At 59.9% G+C, this 16,267-nt stretch carries 23 protein-coding genes; 6 read left to right on the top strand and 17 right to left on the bottom strand.

What is annotated here, in order from left to right; genetic code table 11:
- Nucleotides 1–31 precede the first annotated feature (31 nt).
- The gene (locus DDA898_RS01365; RefSeq protein ID WP_038909975.1) at nt 32–1,171 is read right to left on the bottom strand and encodes a phage late control D family protein; all 1,140 of its coding nucleotides are present in this window, start codon (nt 1,169–1,171) and stop codon (nt 32–34) included.
- A gap of 153 nt (nt 1,172–1,324) precedes the next feature.
- On the opposite strand from DDA898_RS01365, the gene DDA898_RS01360 reads away from it, so the two are divergent.
- The 6 genes from DDA898_RS01360 to DDA898_RS01335 are packed head-to-tail and all read left to right on the top strand — an operon-like array spanning nt 1,325 to nt 7,032.
- Nucleotides 1,325–2,503 carry a phage tail sheath subtilisin-like domain-containing protein gene (locus DDA898_RS01360; RefSeq protein WP_038912378.1) on the top strand — a complete coding sequence of 393 codons (1,179 nt, stop codon included), beginning with the start codon at nt 1,325–1,327 and terminating at the stop codon, nt 2,501–2,503.
- Entirely contained in the window at nt 2,504–3,019 is a 516-nt protein-coding gene (locus tag DDA898_RS01355; RefSeq protein WP_016940978.1) for a phage major tail tube protein, read from the top strand.
- A gap of 47 nt (nt 3,020–3,066) precedes the next feature.
- Entirely contained in the window at nt 3,067–3,384 is a 318-nt protein-coding gene (locus DDA898_RS01350; RefSeq protein ID WP_038909974.1) for a phage tail assembly protein, read from the top strand.
- A gap of 5 nt (nt 3,385–3,389) precedes the next feature.
- Complete coding sequence (locus DDA898_RS01345; RefSeq protein WP_016940976.1) at nt 3,390–3,548, top strand: GpE family phage tail protein; 159 nt, start codon at nt 3,390–3,392, stop codon at nt 3,546–3,548.
- Entirely contained in the window at nt 3,535–6,510 is a 2,976-nt protein-coding gene (locus DDA898_RS01340; RefSeq protein ID WP_038909973.1) for a phage tail tape measure protein, read from the top strand. The genes DDA898_RS01345 and DDA898_RS01340 overlap by 14 nt, the downstream gene beginning before the upstream one ends.
- A 12-nt stretch (nt 6,511–6,522) precedes the next feature.
- A complete protein-coding gene (locus DDA898_RS01335) occupies nt 6,523–7,032 on the top strand; it encodes a phage tail protein (RefSeq protein WP_038909972.1) in 510 nt (169 codons plus the stop codon).
- 25 nt (nt 7,033–7,057) lie between these two features.
- Here DDA898_RS01335 and DDA898_RS23330 read toward each other — a convergent pair whose 3' ends face one another.
- The 16 genes from DDA898_RS23330 to DDA898_RS01265 form a co-directional block, all read right to left on the bottom strand.
- Nucleotides 7,058–7,213, bottom strand: coding sequence for a hypothetical protein (locus tag DDA898_RS23330; protein ID WP_159077871.1), 156 nt, complete (start codon nt 7,211–7,213; stop codon nt 7,058–7,060).
- Entirely contained in the window at nt 7,210–8,604 is a 1,395-nt protein-coding gene (locus tag DDA898_RS21670; RefSeq protein WP_050570152.1) for a phage tail protein, read from the bottom strand. Before DDA898_RS21670 ends, DDA898_RS23330 begins: the two co-directional genes overlap by 4 nt.
- Complete coding sequence (locus DDA898_RS01325) at nt 8,601–9,209, bottom strand: phage tail protein I (RefSeq protein ID WP_038909971.1); 609 nt, start codon at nt 9,207–9,209, stop codon at nt 8,601–8,603. Before DDA898_RS01325 ends, DDA898_RS21670 begins: the two co-directional genes overlap by 4 nt.
- Nucleotides 9,202–10,098 carry a baseplate assembly protein gene (locus DDA898_RS01320; protein ID WP_038909970.1) on the bottom strand — a complete coding sequence of 299 codons (897 nt, stop codon included), beginning with the start codon at nt 10,096–10,098 and terminating at the stop codon, nt 9,202–9,204. The genes DDA898_RS01325 and DDA898_RS01320 overlap by 8 nt, the downstream gene beginning before the upstream one ends.
- A complete protein-coding gene (locus DDA898_RS01315; RefSeq protein ID WP_038909969.1) occupies nt 10,085–10,453 on the bottom strand; it encodes a GPW/gp25 family protein in 369 nt (122 codons plus the stop codon). Before DDA898_RS01315 ends, DDA898_RS01320 begins: the two co-directional genes overlap by 14 nt.
- Nucleotides 10,450–11,031 carry a phage baseplate assembly protein V gene (locus DDA898_RS01310; protein ID WP_038909967.1) on the bottom strand — a complete coding sequence of 194 codons (582 nt, stop codon included), beginning with the start codon at nt 11,029–11,031 and terminating at the stop codon, nt 10,450–10,452. The genes DDA898_RS01315 and DDA898_RS01310 overlap by 4 nt, the downstream gene beginning before the upstream one ends.
- On the bottom strand, nt 11,028–11,666 hold the full coding sequence (locus DDA898_RS01305) for a phage virion morphogenesis protein (RefSeq protein ID WP_038909966.1): 639 nt from the start codon (nt 11,664–11,666) through the stop codon (nt 11,028–11,030). The genes DDA898_RS01310 and DDA898_RS01305 overlap by 4 nt, the downstream gene beginning before the upstream one ends.
- Nucleotides 11,663–12,121, bottom strand: a complete 459-nt coding sequence (locus tag DDA898_RS01300) for a phage tail protein (RefSeq protein WP_038912376.1) — start codon at nt 12,119–12,121, stop codon at nt 11,663–11,665. Before DDA898_RS01300 ends, DDA898_RS01305 begins: the two co-directional genes overlap by 4 nt.
- 10 nt (nt 12,122–12,131) lie before the next feature.
- Nucleotides 12,132–12,329 carry an Rz1-like lysis system protein LysC gene (lysC, locus tag DDA898_RS23935; protein ID WP_081639282.1) on the bottom strand — a complete coding sequence of 66 codons (198 nt, stop codon included), beginning with the start codon at nt 12,327–12,329 and terminating at the stop codon, nt 12,132–12,134.
- Nucleotides 12,235–12,672 (bottom strand): DUF2570 family protein, encoded by a 438-nt coding sequence (locus tag DDA898_RS01295; protein ID WP_038909964.1) that lies wholly within the window; start codon nt 12,670–12,672, stop codon nt 12,235–12,237. Before DDA898_RS01295 ends, lysC begins: the two co-directional genes overlap by 95 nt.
- Nucleotides 12,669–13,214, bottom strand: coding sequence for a lysozyme (locus tag DDA898_RS01290; protein ID WP_038909962.1), 546 nt, complete (start codon nt 13,212–13,214; stop codon nt 12,669–12,671). Before DDA898_RS01290 ends, DDA898_RS01295 begins: the two co-directional genes overlap by 4 nt.
- Nucleotides 13,198–13,500, bottom strand: a complete 303-nt coding sequence (locus DDA898_RS01285; RefSeq protein ID WP_038909960.1) for an HP1 family phage holin — start codon at nt 13,498–13,500, stop codon at nt 13,198–13,200. Before DDA898_RS01285 ends, DDA898_RS01290 begins: the two co-directional genes overlap by 17 nt.
- Complete coding sequence (locus DDA898_RS01280; RefSeq protein ID WP_019843877.1) at nt 13,491–13,691, bottom strand: tail protein X; 201 nt, start codon at nt 13,689–13,691, stop codon at nt 13,491–13,493. The genes DDA898_RS01285 and DDA898_RS01280 overlap by 10 nt, the downstream gene beginning before the upstream one ends.
- Nucleotides 13,691–14,182 carry a head completion/stabilization protein gene (locus DDA898_RS01275; protein ID WP_038909957.1) on the bottom strand — a complete coding sequence of 164 codons (492 nt, stop codon included), beginning with the start codon at nt 14,180–14,182 and terminating at the stop codon, nt 13,691–13,693. Before DDA898_RS01275 ends, DDA898_RS01280 begins: the two co-directional genes overlap by 1 nt.
- Nucleotides 14,183–14,280: 98 nt before the next feature.
- Nucleotides 14,281–15,162 carry a phage terminase small subunit gene (gpM, locus tag DDA898_RS01270; RefSeq protein ID WP_038909956.1) on the bottom strand — a complete coding sequence of 294 codons (882 nt, stop codon included), beginning with the start codon at nt 15,160–15,162 and terminating at the stop codon, nt 14,281–14,283.
- A 43-nt stretch (nt 15,163–15,205) separates the two neighbouring features.
- Nucleotides 15,206–16,261: a phage major capsid protein, P2 family gene (locus tag DDA898_RS01265; RefSeq protein WP_038909955.1), complete on the bottom strand. Its 1,056-nt coding sequence runs from the start codon at nt 16,259–16,261 to the stop codon at nt 15,206–15,208.
- Nucleotides 16,262–16,267 lie beyond the last annotated feature (6 nt).

The following is a 16,267-nucleotide window of genomic DNA, read 5'->3' as shown; positions in this document are numbered from 1 at the left end:
CTCCCCTGTGGGAGTTGAACTCGCTGCCATTTTATTCACTTTCCGCTATCCAGTCAGGGATTTTTGCTTCCAGTTCCAGACGGGTGGTAAAGCCGTTGCCATCAATAACGTGTTCCGCCCGGGCGATAATCCAGTCCTGATTGTCGATATCCGGTTTAAAGCCGCTTACTGTCAGGTGCATTTCGGGATACAGCTCAGCACGGCCACGCGCCAGGGTGATCGAGAACTCGGCGGCGCCGCGTTGCAACTGGCGCCATTTAGCCGCGGCGGCCCGTTTGGCGACCTCTTCATTCTGATAGGTTTTGCGCAGCACGAACACGTTACCTTCCGCGCCGGTGATGTAATCGCCTTCACGGCTGCTGCTCTTTTCCTTTTTCGGTTTGGGCTTTGTCCGGCGGCGCTTTACGCTGACCTTCTTCTTTTTACCGAATTTCAGATCCAGCCAGTAGGCGCGCACACCGGTGTAGGCATCCCGATCCGCGATGCGAAAACGGTGACCATCACCACTACTACGGGTGAGGCTGGCCGACGGCAGCGCCTTGCCGGATGCCGTCACACCACCGCCGGGCAGGATAAACAGCAAGGTGCCGTTTTTAATGGTGGCAATCGCCCCCAATTGCTCGGCCATACGGGTCAGGAATGACATATCACTCTCTTCGGTCTGGTCGGCGTGGTCGATTTCGATATTCATCAGCATGTCGCTGATTTGCGCCTTCATCCCGTAACGGTGCGCGATTGCCGACACCACGCGCTCTACAGTCACGTCATGCCAGGAGACTTCCCGTTTCACGTTGAACTCTTCGCGGAAATCCGCACTTCTGGCCGTCACGCCCAGTACATCGGGCGGGCCTTCGTGGGAAATCTCATCCACGGTATACAGCCCTTTGTAAGTCAGCGCCTCACCCTGCCAGCCGATGGATAGCGCAATCTGGGCGCCGCGGGGTGGCAGTTCCACCCGTCCGTCACTGTCGTCTATCGACAGCGTGAGCTGGTCGGCCTCAAAGCCCCGGTTGTCGGTCAGCGACAGCGAGATCAGCCGGTCGCTCAGCTCCTTCAGTGATTTCCCACCCAGCGTAATGCTGAAAGCCGGGCTTTTTACCGCCTCGGTCAGCGCGTCATCGTAGCGTTTCGCAGCATTGATAAGTGTGTCAGTCAGTTCGGTGATAGCCATCGTTTCCCCCTGTTTTCGCCGCATGATTTCACGCGCACGCGTGGGGAAAAATGGCTTTTTGTTGTCGCCGGACGGCCAGACCCGTCAGCGCGTGAGTGCGCGACGGATATCGGGGATTATCGCCATGAACTCAATAACGTAATGGTGGCGAACATGTCCGAGACACGTTTCCACGGTGTGCGTGTTCGTGAAAATACCGACCTGGTAACCGCAATCAATGACATTGATTCCAGTGTGATTGGCGTGGTGGCCGTGGCGGATGATGCGAATGCAGACACCTTTCCCCTGAATACGCCGGTGCTCATCACACGGGTGAATAGCGTGCTGGGCAAGGCGGGTAAAACCGGCTCGCTCTACAAGACGCTGAAAGCGATTGCTGACCAGACCAGCCCAAAAGTGATCGTAGTGCGGGTAGCGGCAGCAGTCGAAGGCGGCGAAAAAACCCAGTCCCAACTGATCATCGGCGGGACGGCGGCAGACGGCAGTTATACCGGCATGTATGCCTTGCTGACGGCAGAGGCGAAGGTCAATTACCGGCCGCGCATTCTGGCGGTACCGGACTATGACACCGCCGAAGTGACGTCAGCGCTGTGTGTTATTGCGCAAAATCTGCGGGCGTTTGTCTACGCCGGTTGTCACGGCTGCACCACGATGGCGGAGGCCATCACCTACCGTGCGCAATTTGCTTATCGTGAGCTGATGGTGATCTGGCCGGATTTCATCGCCTATAACCCACTCTCCGGCAGCAATGAAACCTTCCCGGCGCCGGCGTATGCCTGCGGCCTTCGTGCGGCGATTGATAACGCTCAGGGCTGGCATAAGTCGCTGTCGAACGTGGCGGTAAATAACGTACTGGGCATCTCGCGTGATGTGTTCTGGTCGCTTCAGGCCGAAGACAGCGACGCCAATGAACTCAACAATAAAGAGATCACCACGCTGATTAAGCGCAACGGGTTCCGGTTCTGGGGCAACCGCACCACCGACACCCATGATTACCTGTTTGAGGTGTACACCCGTACCGCGCAAATCCTCGCCGACAGTATCGCGGAAGCGCAGTTTGAAGCCGTTGACGAACCGCTTACCCCGGCCAACGTGAAAGACGTGGTGAACGGCATCAACGGCAAGCTGAGCGCGCTGGTGACCGCAGGCAGGCTGATCGGCGGGGAATGCTGGTTCGATATTCAGGACAACCCCACAACCGGCCTACGACAGGGACAGGTGCGCGTGCGTTACAAGTACACGCCGGTACCGCCGCTGGAAGACCTGACCTTATACCAGACCTTCACCGATGACTATTTTGATTCCGCGTTCTCGTCGCTGGGAGGTGTGTAAATGGCCGTACCGCATAAATTGCGCCTGTTCACCTGCTTTGTGAACGGCAACAACCAGATCGGCAAGGTCACCTCCGTCACGCTGCCAAAGTTGACCCGCAAAACGGAAGACTTTCAGGGCGCCGGCATGATTGGCTCGGTGGCGGTCGATCTCGGCATGGACTCCGGCGCGCTGGAAGCGCAGATGGTCGTCGGCGGCATGGAGAAAAAGCTGTTGCTGGAATACGGCGGCGATATCGATGACGTTCGCCTGCGCTTTGCGGGGGAATACTACACCGACGGCGACAGCCAGCTTGTTGAGGTGGAAATGCGCGGACGTATTACCGAGATTGACGGCGGCGAGTCTAAGCAGGGCGAAGACACATCCGTCACCTATGCGCTGAAAAACACCTATTACAAGCTGTCGATTGACGATCAATCGGTGCTGGAAATTGACCTGCTGAATTTCATCTACAAGAAAAACGGCAAAAACATCTACCCGGATCGCATCACCTCCGCGCTCGGACTCGGTAACTGAACAATCTTAACAATGGCGGCCACACCAGCCGCCCGGAGCCTGTGACCATGAACACACCGAACGACAACACCGTTACCCTGGCAACACCCATCGCGCGTGGCGACAGCACCATCAGCCAGGTGGCAATCACCGACGACATCAAACAGGCTGGCTCGCTGCGCGGCCTGCGGCTGGTCAACGTCCTGAATATGGACGTGGATTCCATCACCACCCTGTTAACGCGCGTCACCTCGCCAAAATTGAAGCTGGCCGAGATCAACGCGATGGATACCCGCGATTTCATGCGGCTGGCGGAGGCCATCACGCCTTTTTTAGTACATGCGGAGCCTGGCGAGCCGAACGCGGAGGCGACGGAGGAAGCATAACCGTCTTGCAGTTCGACCAGATAGACGATCTGGTCGCCGATATCGCCGTTGTTTTTAACTGGCCGCCCTCTGAACTGTTCAGCATGGATCTGGGCGACGTGATAGCCTGGCGCGCGCGGGCGGCTATCCGAAGTGGAGCCAGTGAAGCCGATGAAAAGCCTTGATATCCGCGTAGCCTTCAGCGCTATCGACCGCCTGACCCGCCCGGTCAACACCGCCCGCCAGAGTGCGGGCGGTTTATCTGAATCCCTCAAACGTACCCAGGCCGCCATCAAGGATCTGGATCAACAGTCCAAGTCCTTCAATCGCCTGCGCGACAGCGTACAAAAGACCTCTCGCAAGATTGATGAAGCCAGCCGTAGCCTGGACGGGCTGAAAAAGGCCCAGCAAAGCGGCACGGTGCTGACTGACAAGCAACGGGAGCACATGGCCTCACTGGCCGCCAAACTGGAGCGGTTGAACATCACCCGCGATCAGGAAGTGGTCAAGCTGCGCGCTGCCTCGCAGGCGGTACGCGGTCATGGCGTGTCGCTGGTCGGCAGTAATGCCACCATCCAGAGCGCCATCCGGCGCACCGAACAATATAACCAGACACTGGAGCGAGAGCGGCGGCAACTGGCTGCCGTCACGCAGGCCCGCGCCCGCTATGAGCGGATGCAGCAGACGGCGGGCAAGCTGCGCGGCAGCGGCACAATGGCGGTGGCGGGCGGGGCGGCAGTCGGATACGCGGGTGGGCAATTTCTGGCCCCGGCGGTCGGGTTTGATGAAGAGATGTCGCGCGTTCAGGCGCTGACTCGACTGGATAAAGGCGATCAGCAACTGGCGGCCCTGCGGGCGCAGGCCAAAAAGCTCGGCGCGGAAACCGCATTCACCACCCGCGATGCGGCCAGCGGGCAGGCGTTTCTGGCGATGGCCGGCTTTACGCCTCAAGCTATTCAGGCGGCACTGCCGGGCGTGCTGAATATGGCGCTGGCCGGTGGCATGGAGCTGGGCGAAACCGCCGATATCGGCTCAAATATCCTGTCGCAGTTCAATCTGGATGCGAGCCAGATGGATAGGGTCAGCGATGTGCTGACCGGTGCGTTTACCCGCACCAACACCGACCTGTTCAGCCTCGGCGAAACCATGAAATACGCCGGGCCGGTGGCGGCCAAGCTGGGGATCAGTCTGGAAGATGCGGCCGCGATGGCCGGCATGCTGGCGAATAACGGTATTCGCGGCAGTGATGCCGGTACCGCCATGCGTGCCAGCCTTTCGCGGCTGGCCTCGCCGCCGAAAGCCGCAGCGGCGGCGTTAAAAGAGCTGGGCGTGTCGGTGGCCGATGCCAAAGGCAAGATGCGGCCAATGCAGGACGTGTTACGCGATCTGTACAAGGCGACCCAAAAATACGGCCAGGTCGATCAGGTGTCCTTCTTCAAGGATATCGCCGGGGAGGAAGCCTTTGTCGGCCTGCAAACACTGGTACAGGCGGCCGGTAGCGGCGCGCTGGGAAAACTGTCTGGGGAGTTGAAAAAAGCCAAGGGTGAAGCGGACGCCGTTGCTAAAAAGATGGCGGACAACCTGGGCGGCGACCTGAAAAACCTCGACAGCGCCTGGGAAGGCTTCCGTATTCAGGTTGAAGAGACGACAGATAAGCCGCTGCGTAGCCTGACGCAGGGATTAAGTGATGTGATCACCAACGTGAGCGGTTGGGTGAAAGAAAACCCCAAACTGACGCAGACGCTGTTACTGGCCGGCGGCGGTGCGCTGGCACTCACGGTGGCAATCGGCGGCACCTCGCTGGCAATTGGCCTGTTGATGGGGCCGCTGGCTAAGCTCCAGCTCGGCTTTTCACTGCTGCTGGGTTCGCGGGGCGTCGGTGGCGCGCTGTCGCTGTTTTCGGGGTTAAGTAGCCTGCTCGGCGGGCCGATGGCACGCATGGGCGGCTGGCTACAGCTTTTTTCCGGCAGCGCGGGCCGACTGACGACGACACTGACCCCGCTGCGCGGCATGTTGCTGGCCGTGTTCACCTCGCCGGCGGCGGCGTTAGGTTCACTGGTCAGGGGCGTTGGCGGATTGTTGTTGCGGCTAAGCGGCTTGCCTGCGCTATGGAGCCTGATCACCGGCGCCGTCTCGATGTTAGGCGGCGTGCTGTCATTGCTGTTAAGCCCGATCGGGTTGATTGGTGCGGCGTTTGTGGCGGCAGGGCTGCTTATCTGGCGCTTCTGGGAGCCTATCAAAACGTTTTTCAGCGGGATGTTTACCGGCATTGTTATCAGTCTTGGCCCGATTCGTCAGACATTTACCGGCCTGGCCCCCGTCTTTGATGTGATTGTGTCGGCCGTGTCGCGCCTGTGGGATCGGTTTAAGCAACTCTTTGACCCGATCCAGACCACAAAGAAGACGCTGGATGACTGCGCGATCGCGGGCTATGGATTCGGTAAGGTGCTGGGGTCAGCATTGGAAATGCTGTTATGGCCGCTGCAAAAGCTGATGGAGGGGATTGGCTGGGTTCTGGAAAAGCTCGGCCTGATCCCGTCGGGACTGGATGCGGCTCAGAAAAAAGCCGACCAGTTGAAGGGCGAACTGACGCCGGAAGGAAAAAACCGGCTTCAGGGTCTGGTCACCAGCCTGACTGGCGATTTGAAGGGGGCCACCACTGCGCCTCCACCCGCGCCCAAGCCGCCCCTGACCGGGGACAGCGGCACCCAGCGCCGTTTGCAGAAGATTGCCGACAACACCGGCGGCGTGCTGGAAGAAACCAAAAAGCGCATCGGCCCCGGCGATATCGTATTCAAAAATCTGCCGAAAGCGCTGGCCGTGCGTGGCGAGTGGCAGGAATCCCGGCTCACTGGCGGCACACCTTCTGCCCCCTCACAGCCTGCGCAGACCATGCAGGCGCTCAGCGACCGCCCCGCCGTGGTCGCGGCAACGCTGCCCGTCAAACAGGCCGATGCGTCCCCGGTCAGTCGCCCGGCGGCCAGAACACCGGCGGCGAGTGGTTTCAACGGGGAAATCCATATACACCTGCACGGTGTTGAACGGCAGGACGCCCGAGAGCTGGGCCGTATTGTGGCCGATGCGGTCAGTGCCGAACTGGCCCGCCGCGACAGACTTCAGCGTGGCAGTTTCAGAGACAGAGAGTAAGGAGAAAAACCGATGATGATGGTGTATGGGCTGTTTGTGTTTGAGCTGCGTACCTTGCCTTATCAACAGCTTCAGCAGTCGCGTGCCTGGCGGCATGTAAAGAATGAGCGGATTAACCGTTCCGCAAAATGGCAATACATTGGCGCCGGGGAAGATCAGATCACGCTGAGCGGCGTGCTGTACCCTGAAATTACCGGTGGTGAAGTGTCGTTAACCGCGCTAACCACGCAAGCCTACAGCGGCCGCCCCTGGCCGTTGATTGACGGCACCGGGCAGATTTACGGCATGTACGTGTTGACAGGTATGCAGACCACGCGCACAGAACTGAATCGCTACGGGAAGGCAAAGAAGATTGAGTTTTCGCTGAGCTTTCAGCGCTGTGATGAAGACCTGCGGGAGAAGCTGCAATCATCATCCTTTAGCGACCTGATGGACACTGCGCGCAGTGCGGCAACCAACGCGATGAAGAGTGTTAAGGATGCAGCGACGGGCGCTATCGATACGGTGAAAGGGCTGTTTTAACGGCCCGACAGGGCCGTGTTATCTGTTACTCGACCTGCTCCAGCTTAGAGATAAATGTCAGATAGCGTGCGTCATTGTCTGGTACCTGCCCCTGATGTTGGTAAGCCGCTTCATCCTGCGGGCAACTGAATACAGCAACAACGTCAGTTTGCGATGAATCAGAAAATTGAACGTAAATCATATCTCGTACCCACTCACGTTTATGGCCATCGTCAACGCCCCGGAAACGATGGTTGCGGTGTAATAAACCGTTTGGGCGTCAATAATGGCGACGGATGAAAAAGGCATCGACAGTGAACCAAATTGCGTCGCCGAATACCGGTTAATACCTGTTGCCGATGATGCGATCGCGAAATTCACGGCTACCGTCGAGCCATCGCTCGTTGTCGTGTAGCCGTCGCCATTCACCGAATGGGCATTTGGCGGCACCAACCCGGCCAGAGAGAGGGGGATCAAGTCAGCATGCTGCGTTGTGCTGCTGAGCGCGGCGCTGCGCATAATATTGATATGGCGCCCTGACTGATAGCCCACCACAAATCGTGATGATGATACTCGCCAGACACTGACCAGTGCTGATGCGCTATAGCCGGCCGGCATGTTGCCGCCAGTGTAAATTTCAGGTGATACCGCGCTGGTGGTATTCACTGCCAGCAGTGCCGGTGCCTTGCTGGTTGGGTTGTAGATGGCGTAAAGCGCCACAAAGCCCGCCGCCGGTGCCGCTCCTGTGTCCATACCGCCAGCGCCGGTCATTGCCAGATTGACGCTGGCGTTAAACAAACTGAGGCGATATTGCCGCCCGCCCAGCGACTCGGCCACAATGATTTCATCTGCGGTAAAGGTCGCTGTCGCGGATGCCGTTGTAATGCTCATTTTGGCGTTACGGGTTGTGCCAACCACACCGCTAAACCGTGGCGCTGTCAGGCCGATGTTTTCCAGAAATTTTGCCACGTCGGCAATATCCGCGCCGTTCTGCGTTTTATCCATTTTTTCGGTCAGCGTTGCCGTCATCGTCGTCGCGAGCTGATCCAGCAGGTTATCGGCGTAAGCTTTCACTTCAATTTTGGCGTTGTTCGTCTGAACATCGGTGTAGGTTTTCGCTTCGGTGGCCTTACCGTCGGTATATGCACGCGTCGCCAGCACTACCGACGGATCGATTTTCAGCGTTACCGCTTCGGTACTACTGACAATCAAAATCATGCGCACCGTCTGCACCCGGCCAGAGCCTTCCTGTAATTGCGGCTTGTAGGTTTCCGGGCAGTTGGCGACGGCAATCAGGTTACCCGCCGCATCATACAGACCGATTTCACGTATCCACCAGCCGCCCTCGTCCTCTGGGATCACCTGTTCGGCAATAATCTGACTCGGGTTCGCCGGGTCAACGCCCAGGGAATTGAGCGGCGCCCGGCGCCGTTCGTTCACCAGTTTCGTTTGTGCCGAGTCTGGGGTCGGCAGTGTGCCGCCGCCATCGCCCAGCGCCATTTGTGTAATCGACAGTTGCCGCCCCAGCGCAGTAGCGTTCGCCAGCAGCGCCGCGCCGGTATTTGTCAGCAAGGCAAAATATTTTGTTGTCATGCGTTCACGCTCACATTGTCAGACAGATGTATCGCCGCTGCGTGTATATCCGCACCGCCGGTGGTAATCGTTTCGGGAAAATAGGGGTAAACGGTCAGCGCATCGCCGCTGTATTGCCCGGCGGCCAGCGGGATATTACCCGCGCAGTCCATGACGATATTTAGCCCCAGCAAGTGGCGACTTACCGGTTTGGCGTCAGCGATCAGCCGCTCAAGCTCCAGATAGGTTTCTTCGGTGATGCCAGCATCCTGCACGCCGATATCCAGCCGGAAGGTGCCGGGCGTGCCGCCAGTCTGCCACCACTCGGTAATGCGAATCAGATAGCCGAACGGCTCCACCACCCGGCGCAATGCCGCGATAGTGCCCTTCTGACGGTGTACCAGCCAGGCCGCCTTGATCACCTGGCGTTTGGTCTGTTCTGACCAGCGCTTATCCCAGCGGTCAACCGACAGCGCCCAGGCAAGGTACGGCAATAACCCGACGGGGCAGCGCTCAGCGTCCCATAACGTATCCAGATCGACCGCTATCCCACTCAGGAGCTGGGTGGAGCTGGCGACGTTGCGCATAAAGTCGCTGGCTGACGGGGGCAGCAGGCTGTTACTCATCGCTGCCGCCCTCGGTGATCGTGAACCCGGTGCAGTACGCCGCCTGCGTGTCGCTGATCACGATGTCTTGCGCCGGTTCCAGCAGTTCAACGCGTTGCACCCCTTGCACATGCAGCGCCGCCATAATGGCCGAGCGAGCCACATCGCGCCCGATGCGCCCCTGTGCGCTGAGCCATGATGTTAATGCCTGCTGTGCGGCCTGCTGGATCGGCTCCGATTCCGGCCCCGGATAGCGGTACAACACCGCCGTAATGGCATAACGCACTATCTCGGCGCTTTGTACCGTCAGGCGGTCGCCAACCGGGCGTTTATCATCGGCAGACAGCGCGGCATCGACCGCCGCCAGCAGGTCAGCCGAGGCGCTGCCGTCTCCCTCGGTGGATAACACCGACACCACCACTACCGCCGGGGACGGGCTGATCGCTTTGGCATCCGCTGCCTTGCCGCTGGCACTTTTGGCAAAATACTCATACGCGCCGGTCGGCCCGGCCACGCTCAGTCCCTCAAAAGCCGCCTGCGCCCGCAAGCGTAGCGCGCTGTCGCTTTCCATCACGGCATCGGCGGTGTCGGTCGCTTCGGTGATAGTCAATCGTTTGGTGTTCAGGTTGGCGGCCAGATTATCCAGATCGGATGACACGGCGTAGCTGAGCAGGCAGGCTTCCGCGCCTTCGTTAATCCGCTGGCGTAACATCATTTCCCGGTAGGCGATCACCTGCGCGATCGCGGTGAGTGGCTCGGACTCCAGCGCTAGCGCGGCGGTCACGGACGCCTGCTGAGCGGCCGGAAAGGCGGCAATCATCACCGCTTTCACGTCCTGAAGGATGACTTCGAAGTCCAGCACTTCAATGATCTGCGGCTGGGGTAACTGCGATAAATCAACCGTTGCCATCACTGTCACCCCTGAGCGTGATGGCAGCGTTGGCCGCCTGCATCGTTTCGGTAATCAACCCCGATAACGCCACGTCTACCGCTCCCGATGCTGAATAACGAATATCGACGGCATTCAGCGAGATACGCGGCTCCCAGCGCGTCAGGGCGATAACGGCCGCACTCATCAACTGAAGCCGCGTAACGGCATTCTGCGGCGCATCCAGCAAGTCGGGGATCAGGCTGCCGTAATCCCGGCGCATCACCCGCGAGGCCAGCGGCGTAGTCAGAATGTCACGCACCGACTGCCAGAGCTGATCGGCATCGGTCAGGGTGCCGGTGCCATACGGATTCATGCCGGTATAGGTCGCGGTCATTGTGTACCACTCGTCCAGCTACCGCCGGGCTGAATGCCGCCGTGGCGATGGTTATCCACCTGGACGCCGTTAGAGGTCATCGCGCCGCCAGAATGTGCCACATTACCGGCCAGGGTGCCGCCGTGGGTGATCTCCACGGTGCGGGCCTTCAGGTGCTGAGTGCATTCCACCACCGGCGTATTCAGTGTGACGCTGACCGAGGCCACCACGTTGACGGTTTTCATGCCGGTTGCTTCCAGCGAACCCGCTACGGCGTCATACCGAAACCGGGCACCGTCCGGCGCGGTGATCACAATTTCCTTCAGGCTGTTGCCGGGTGCCGGGTGGGCTTCACTGAACAGGCTACCGATAATCACGGCGGTTTCCGGATTACCGCCAAGGCAACCCAGCAACACCTGTTCTCCGACGGCAGGCGGGAACCAGACGTTAAACGCCCCGGCGCGCGTGGTGTTCCAGCGTAGCCAGTCGGTGAGCAATTCACCGCTCTTAACACGTACCCGCCAGGTTGCCGGGTCAACCGCCGTGACGACGCCGACGCGCAACAGGTTTTCCAGTAATCGCATCAGTTCAGCGCTCATGTGGCGGCACTCCCCAGACTGTTGATCACCGCGTCCTGGATCAGACGCTCATCAGCCAGGGAGATCCCCAGCAGTTCACGCACCGGGTAGCGGGCAAAGGCGCCCGACCCGACCTTGTCACGCTCGCCGTACTGATGCACGCGGGCGATACGACCGGCGATGCCGTCAAATCCTACGCTGGCACCGTCGGTATCGGCCCGCATTTTGAGAAAACGATAACCGCGCAGGCGCTGAAACATCGGGGTTGTCTTGCTGGTCGTGCGGCGCACCGCCTGCGTGTTGATCTCGATATAACGCTCAATATCGCTGCGGTAAAACGTGCGGATGGCGTTGCGGTCTTCATCAAAGCCGGTGATCGTGCGGCCGTATTTTCCCCGGCCGCCGTGCCAGTTCTTCAGGTGGCGCACCTGGCCTTCCCAGACAAAGACCATTCCTTTTTGCGAACGCAGCACCTTGCGGCGGCGGGTCGCATAAGCCGAGCCGTCCGGGTTTTTCTGCGCCCGGATGCGCTGCTGCTGACTGCGGCGCAGCGCCTGTCCGACCTGACGGGCCGTTTTCAGCCGTCCGGCAGGTGACAGGCCGGAAAGGATGTCATCAAACACCTTATCCAGCGCGTGAAATAATTTATCCGTCATGCCGCTGCCTCCCCGGTGGCATCGTCAAGCACCGCATCCCATACCCCGCCGGTGAGACGCGGACGAGGTTCAGGCAAATGTTCGGCACGCAGGATGCCGTTATCGTCCCGCGTGACCTTAACCCGCTCACGCACCGGAATTTCAAACAGAATGTCGGCGCTGTCGTCGTTATTGATCAGCGTGGTGAATTTCACCTCGCGGTTCTTTTGCGGGTTCAGCAGCAGGTCGGGCTGGTTCTGCCACAACCAGGCCATCAGCGGTAAGGTGAAATCGTCGATATCGCCGGTGAAGTTCATCACGAACAGCACCAGCGAGTAGCGGTACAGAAACGACGGCGTTTCCCCGGTGGTTTCAATGCCGCCTTCTTCCACAAACACCGTGAAGGCTTCCGGGTTGGCCCGGCACCAGGTATTGGATGCCGTCAGCGCGGTGCGTAGCGAGTTGGTTTTCAGCATGAGCATTCCCCTATGGTGTGGCCGCGTCCTTCAGGCGCTGAAGGCGACGCAGGTATAAATCGTTGATGGCGGCCTTGTCTGCGTTGCAGGTGTCCAGCGCATCCAAAAGCTGATCACTCCAGAGCGCGACCGCGCCCCAGGTCACCGGCGTTTTCAGTGCGGGCGTCGGTGTCGGCGCCGTCAGGCTGGGCGGCGCCGGGTCGTGCAGTATCTGCACGCTGAGCGACGGCGGCGCGTTTTTGCAGGCTGTCGCTGACAGCAGCAGGCACCACAGTGTTAGCGCACGTATCGGACTGCATAACTTCGCGCAGATTTTCACGGCGTTCTTCCCCTTCGGCATAACGCTGTTGCTCACGCTCGCGCACCTGCGCCAGCACGTTTCTGGCATCGTCGGCCAGTGCCCGTACTTCGGTTAACAGTTCGCGCTGTTGCCGGGCGCTGTCTGTCAGTGCCTCGGTATGTGCCCGGTCGATACCGCGCTGGTAGGTTTGCCAGAGCACGCCGCTGACGGCCAGCACCAGCAGCACGGCAAGGGTGACGGTCAGCTTCATGGCACACCCGCCAGATCACGCAGGCACCAGGCTTTAAAGTCGCTGCGGCGGTTAACCAGCCCGGTGGAGCGCTGGCCGCCGCTGTTGACAAAATCGGTCAGCCGCTCACACATCGCGGGCCATTCGTGCGCCTGCGCATGTTTCCAGATGGTGGTGCGCTGCTTGCTGCCCTGCCGGTTGGTAAACCACATCAGGCCGCTGCAACCGAGGTTAAACGCCGTGTCGGTCATGGCGTCAAACGCCGATTGCGGCATGGCAGCGCCGTTAAAATTGCCGTTGACGCAGTTCTCTGCCCGCTGCATATCGTTGACCCAGCGGCGGGCGATCTCGTCATTGCTGTACGCCCGGTTTTGCACGTTGCCGGTAGAGCCAATGCCAACCGTCAGCACCCCGGCGGGGCAGTAATAAGGCGACTGGCGACAGTCTTCCCAACTGGCCGTTTTCTGCTGTGCTTCCGGCGACGTGCGCAGTGTGCCGGGGGACAGCGTGACGCCGAGCGCCACAATCAGCGCAATCGAACAGCGTTTAATCGCGGTTTTCATCGTCAACGTCACCCTGATGCAAAATAGCCACCGCGCGGCGTTCCGACGCATTCAGCGTGCGGCGTTCGGACTGCTGTAAAATCTGTTCGATCAGTTCATTGCGGCGTCGTTGTGCGCGCTCGATACGACGCCGGAACAGCCAGGCGCGCCACGCGGTGACAACACCGATAACCAGGCCCGCCAGCGCAACTTTTTCACTGACGGTCATCACCCCGATGCCGGTCACCATCACGGACAGGCCATAGGTCACCCCATCATTGAGGCGCTGAAGATCGTTTAATCCCATAACTGCACCGTTTCCTGTTCTGTCTGACGGGGAATATCAGGCAGCGTGATAGCCTGCCCGGCCGTCAGAAACATCTGGCGGCTTAACCCCGGATTGGCGGCGATCACCTGCTCGGTGACACCGGCGGATGTGCCGTAATGGCGATAACAGAGCAAGTCCACCGTATCGCCCTGAAGCGCCCGGACTACCATCAGCACAACTCCGCAAAAAGGCGCTGGGCGCCGCGTATATCGGCGATGCTCCAGCGCGCATCACGCCATAAATCGTCACGCTGGCTGTCAAAGGTGTCCGTTGCCTTGTCGCCTTTGGCCGTGGTATCCACATCGCGGTATCCCTCCAGCAGCAGGGCGCGGGCGATGGCATAAACCGCACGCTTGAAGCGGTACACCTTGATGCTTTCGCCGTTGACCTGTCCGGCCGGGACGTCCGCCAGTGCGGCATATCCGGCGGCCTGTTGTGTCTGCTGCCAGCTCGCCAACTGGTCAGTCACATGCACCACCGCTTCAGTAGTGACGTGCATCAGGCGGGTGGTGGTGATACCGCCGGTGATGCGGGCGGCCAGGCGCAGATCGCGCAGGACGATCACCGGCCAGAACTCCCCGGCGCTGACTGCCGCCGCGCCGTCGTCAATCTCCGGCACGTCGCCGCCGTCACTAACACGTTTCGAAGCCACCAGGCTCATGCTCAACTCTCCCAAAAGTCAGGCGGTGGGCGCCGGGCAAAAAGACCGTATACGGGCAGATCACCCGGCGCGCCGCCTGTCGGACGGGGCCGAAGTCGTTAACGTTTGGCAGACTGACGGGCGGCTTTGCTTTTGCCCGTCGTCCGTGTGGTTTTCCGCGCCGTGGTGTTACGCACGGCGGCTTTTTTTACCGCTGGCTGCGCGGCGTCGGCTGAAGCCGCAGGCGGTGTCTCCCCGGCGGGTGTTTCCGTGGTCGTCTCATCGTCGCCGGGCGCGCCGTCTTCCGGCTCGTTACTGCTGCCCGGCATGAGCTTTTTCAGCTCCCGCGTCAGGGTTGCGATCTCCCGTTTCACTCCCGCGTTCGGATTGCGGGCCATCGCTTCCCGGAACAGTTTCAGTGCCTCGGCTTTGGTTTGCGCATCCACCGCTGCGCGGCGCGAGAAGGCGCGGGCTTTGCACAGCTTGGCGCGCACTTCATCCGGCATGTCTTTGCCGTCCACAATCGCGGCCACTTCATCCAGCACGGCGGTATACCCGCTCAGGTCGGCATCGGCATCGGTGGTTGCCAGCGTCAACACCGGGTTGCTCACTTCCTCAGCCAGTACCGTTACCGCATCGCGGCGGAACTTGTCGGCAGGCAAAGACAGGCCATGCTTAACGACGTAACGCCCCAGCCTCAGTGTCAGTGCGTTATCCTGGCAGTCGATCGCCCACACCATCAGGGTGACGATCACCTCATCCTGTCGGCCGCTGTCGCCTTCCAGCGTGCCATCAATCCAGCCGTCGTATTCCGGCAGCATGGCTTTTTTCATCTCCGCTTTGGTCGCATCAGATTGCACCTGTTTCAGCGCGGCCTGATGCAGGCGCAGGCGGTGAAGGATTTGCTCATGGGCAGTGCGTGACACCGCCGTTTCGGTGTCCGCCTGGCCCCGGCGCTCGGCCATAACCCGCTGAAAATGTCGTTGTGCCGGTGTCAGCATGGTGTGTTCTCCGGTTGGGGCGGAGTGTTACCCCGCCTGGCTGTTACTGGCCGTCGCCTGCTGCCTGCGCAAACTGAATGCCGTCGATCAGGGCCACCTTGCCGTAGTCCTCCACCACAAAGTCGTCGTTGGACGACTGGTAGGTGGCGATCCGGTTGTACTGCGGCTCTTCAGCGATGCTGCGGCGCAGTGCCCCCAGTTGGTAGTAAACCGACAGGTTTTTGAACGAGGTGATCAGCACCGCGTTGGACGGGAAGTAAGGTGCCAGAAAGGTCGGCAGGCCGCCCACACGCTCCTGACTGACAATCAACTGACCGGCCAGTAACTCGGTATTGGGGTTGCTCTGGCTCAGCGCATTGAGGCGCGGAAAATTGCTGGACGTCAGCAGGTCGGACGCCATAATCACCACCAGATCCGGCGCCTTGCGGTGCCACGGATCCAGCAGGCTGTTTTTGGCATCAAACACAGCGGTGTCGAGGTTGCCGTAGGTGCCTTTGGCAATAATCTTGTTGTCTTCGTCGCGGGCGGTCAGCGTGACATTTTTGATAATGCGGTGCGCCGCATCGTTGCGGGTTTTTTGCAACCAGCCGACACCGCAATCCTGCAACAGCGGATTGGCGCTGCGGTTGGACGTCTCGGCATAGGTGGTGCCGTTGAAACCAATCATGATGCGATCGAGGCCGATTTGCTGTGCATTCGCCTGACTGATCAGCGCCTGAAAGTTCGGCTGCGTCGCCCAGGCATCCAACTGCGGGTAACTGATCGCTGAGTCATAATTCACCTTGCGGCAGTGGTAGGTGTTCGACTCTTTGGAATGGTTGTCGGTCGGGTTACGGCGGGACGTGCCGTCGCTGCTGTTGTTGGTACTGGCGATCGGTCCCTTGCTGCCGATCAGGATCTTCTGGCCTTCCTGGGCTTTCACGCCAAACACGTTAATTTGTTTCAGGAATTCATCGCTTTCCTGCGCGGCTTGCTCCATGCGCTGCTGGGCAGCCGGTTCGACGCTGAAGGTCATCGCCACGTCATTCGGCTGCACCCCGTTAAGCTGCGCCTGACGGGAAATGTATTGGTTATAAAGATTACGGGTAGAGTTTTCCATGTTCGC

This window comes from Dickeya dadantii NCPPB 898 (genome assembly GCF_000406145.1).
Taxonomy (GTDB): Bacteria; Pseudomonadota; Gammaproteobacteria; order Enterobacterales; family Enterobacteriaceae; genus Dickeya; species Dickeya dadantii.
This window is presented reverse-complemented; position numbering and strand designations above follow the sequence as displayed.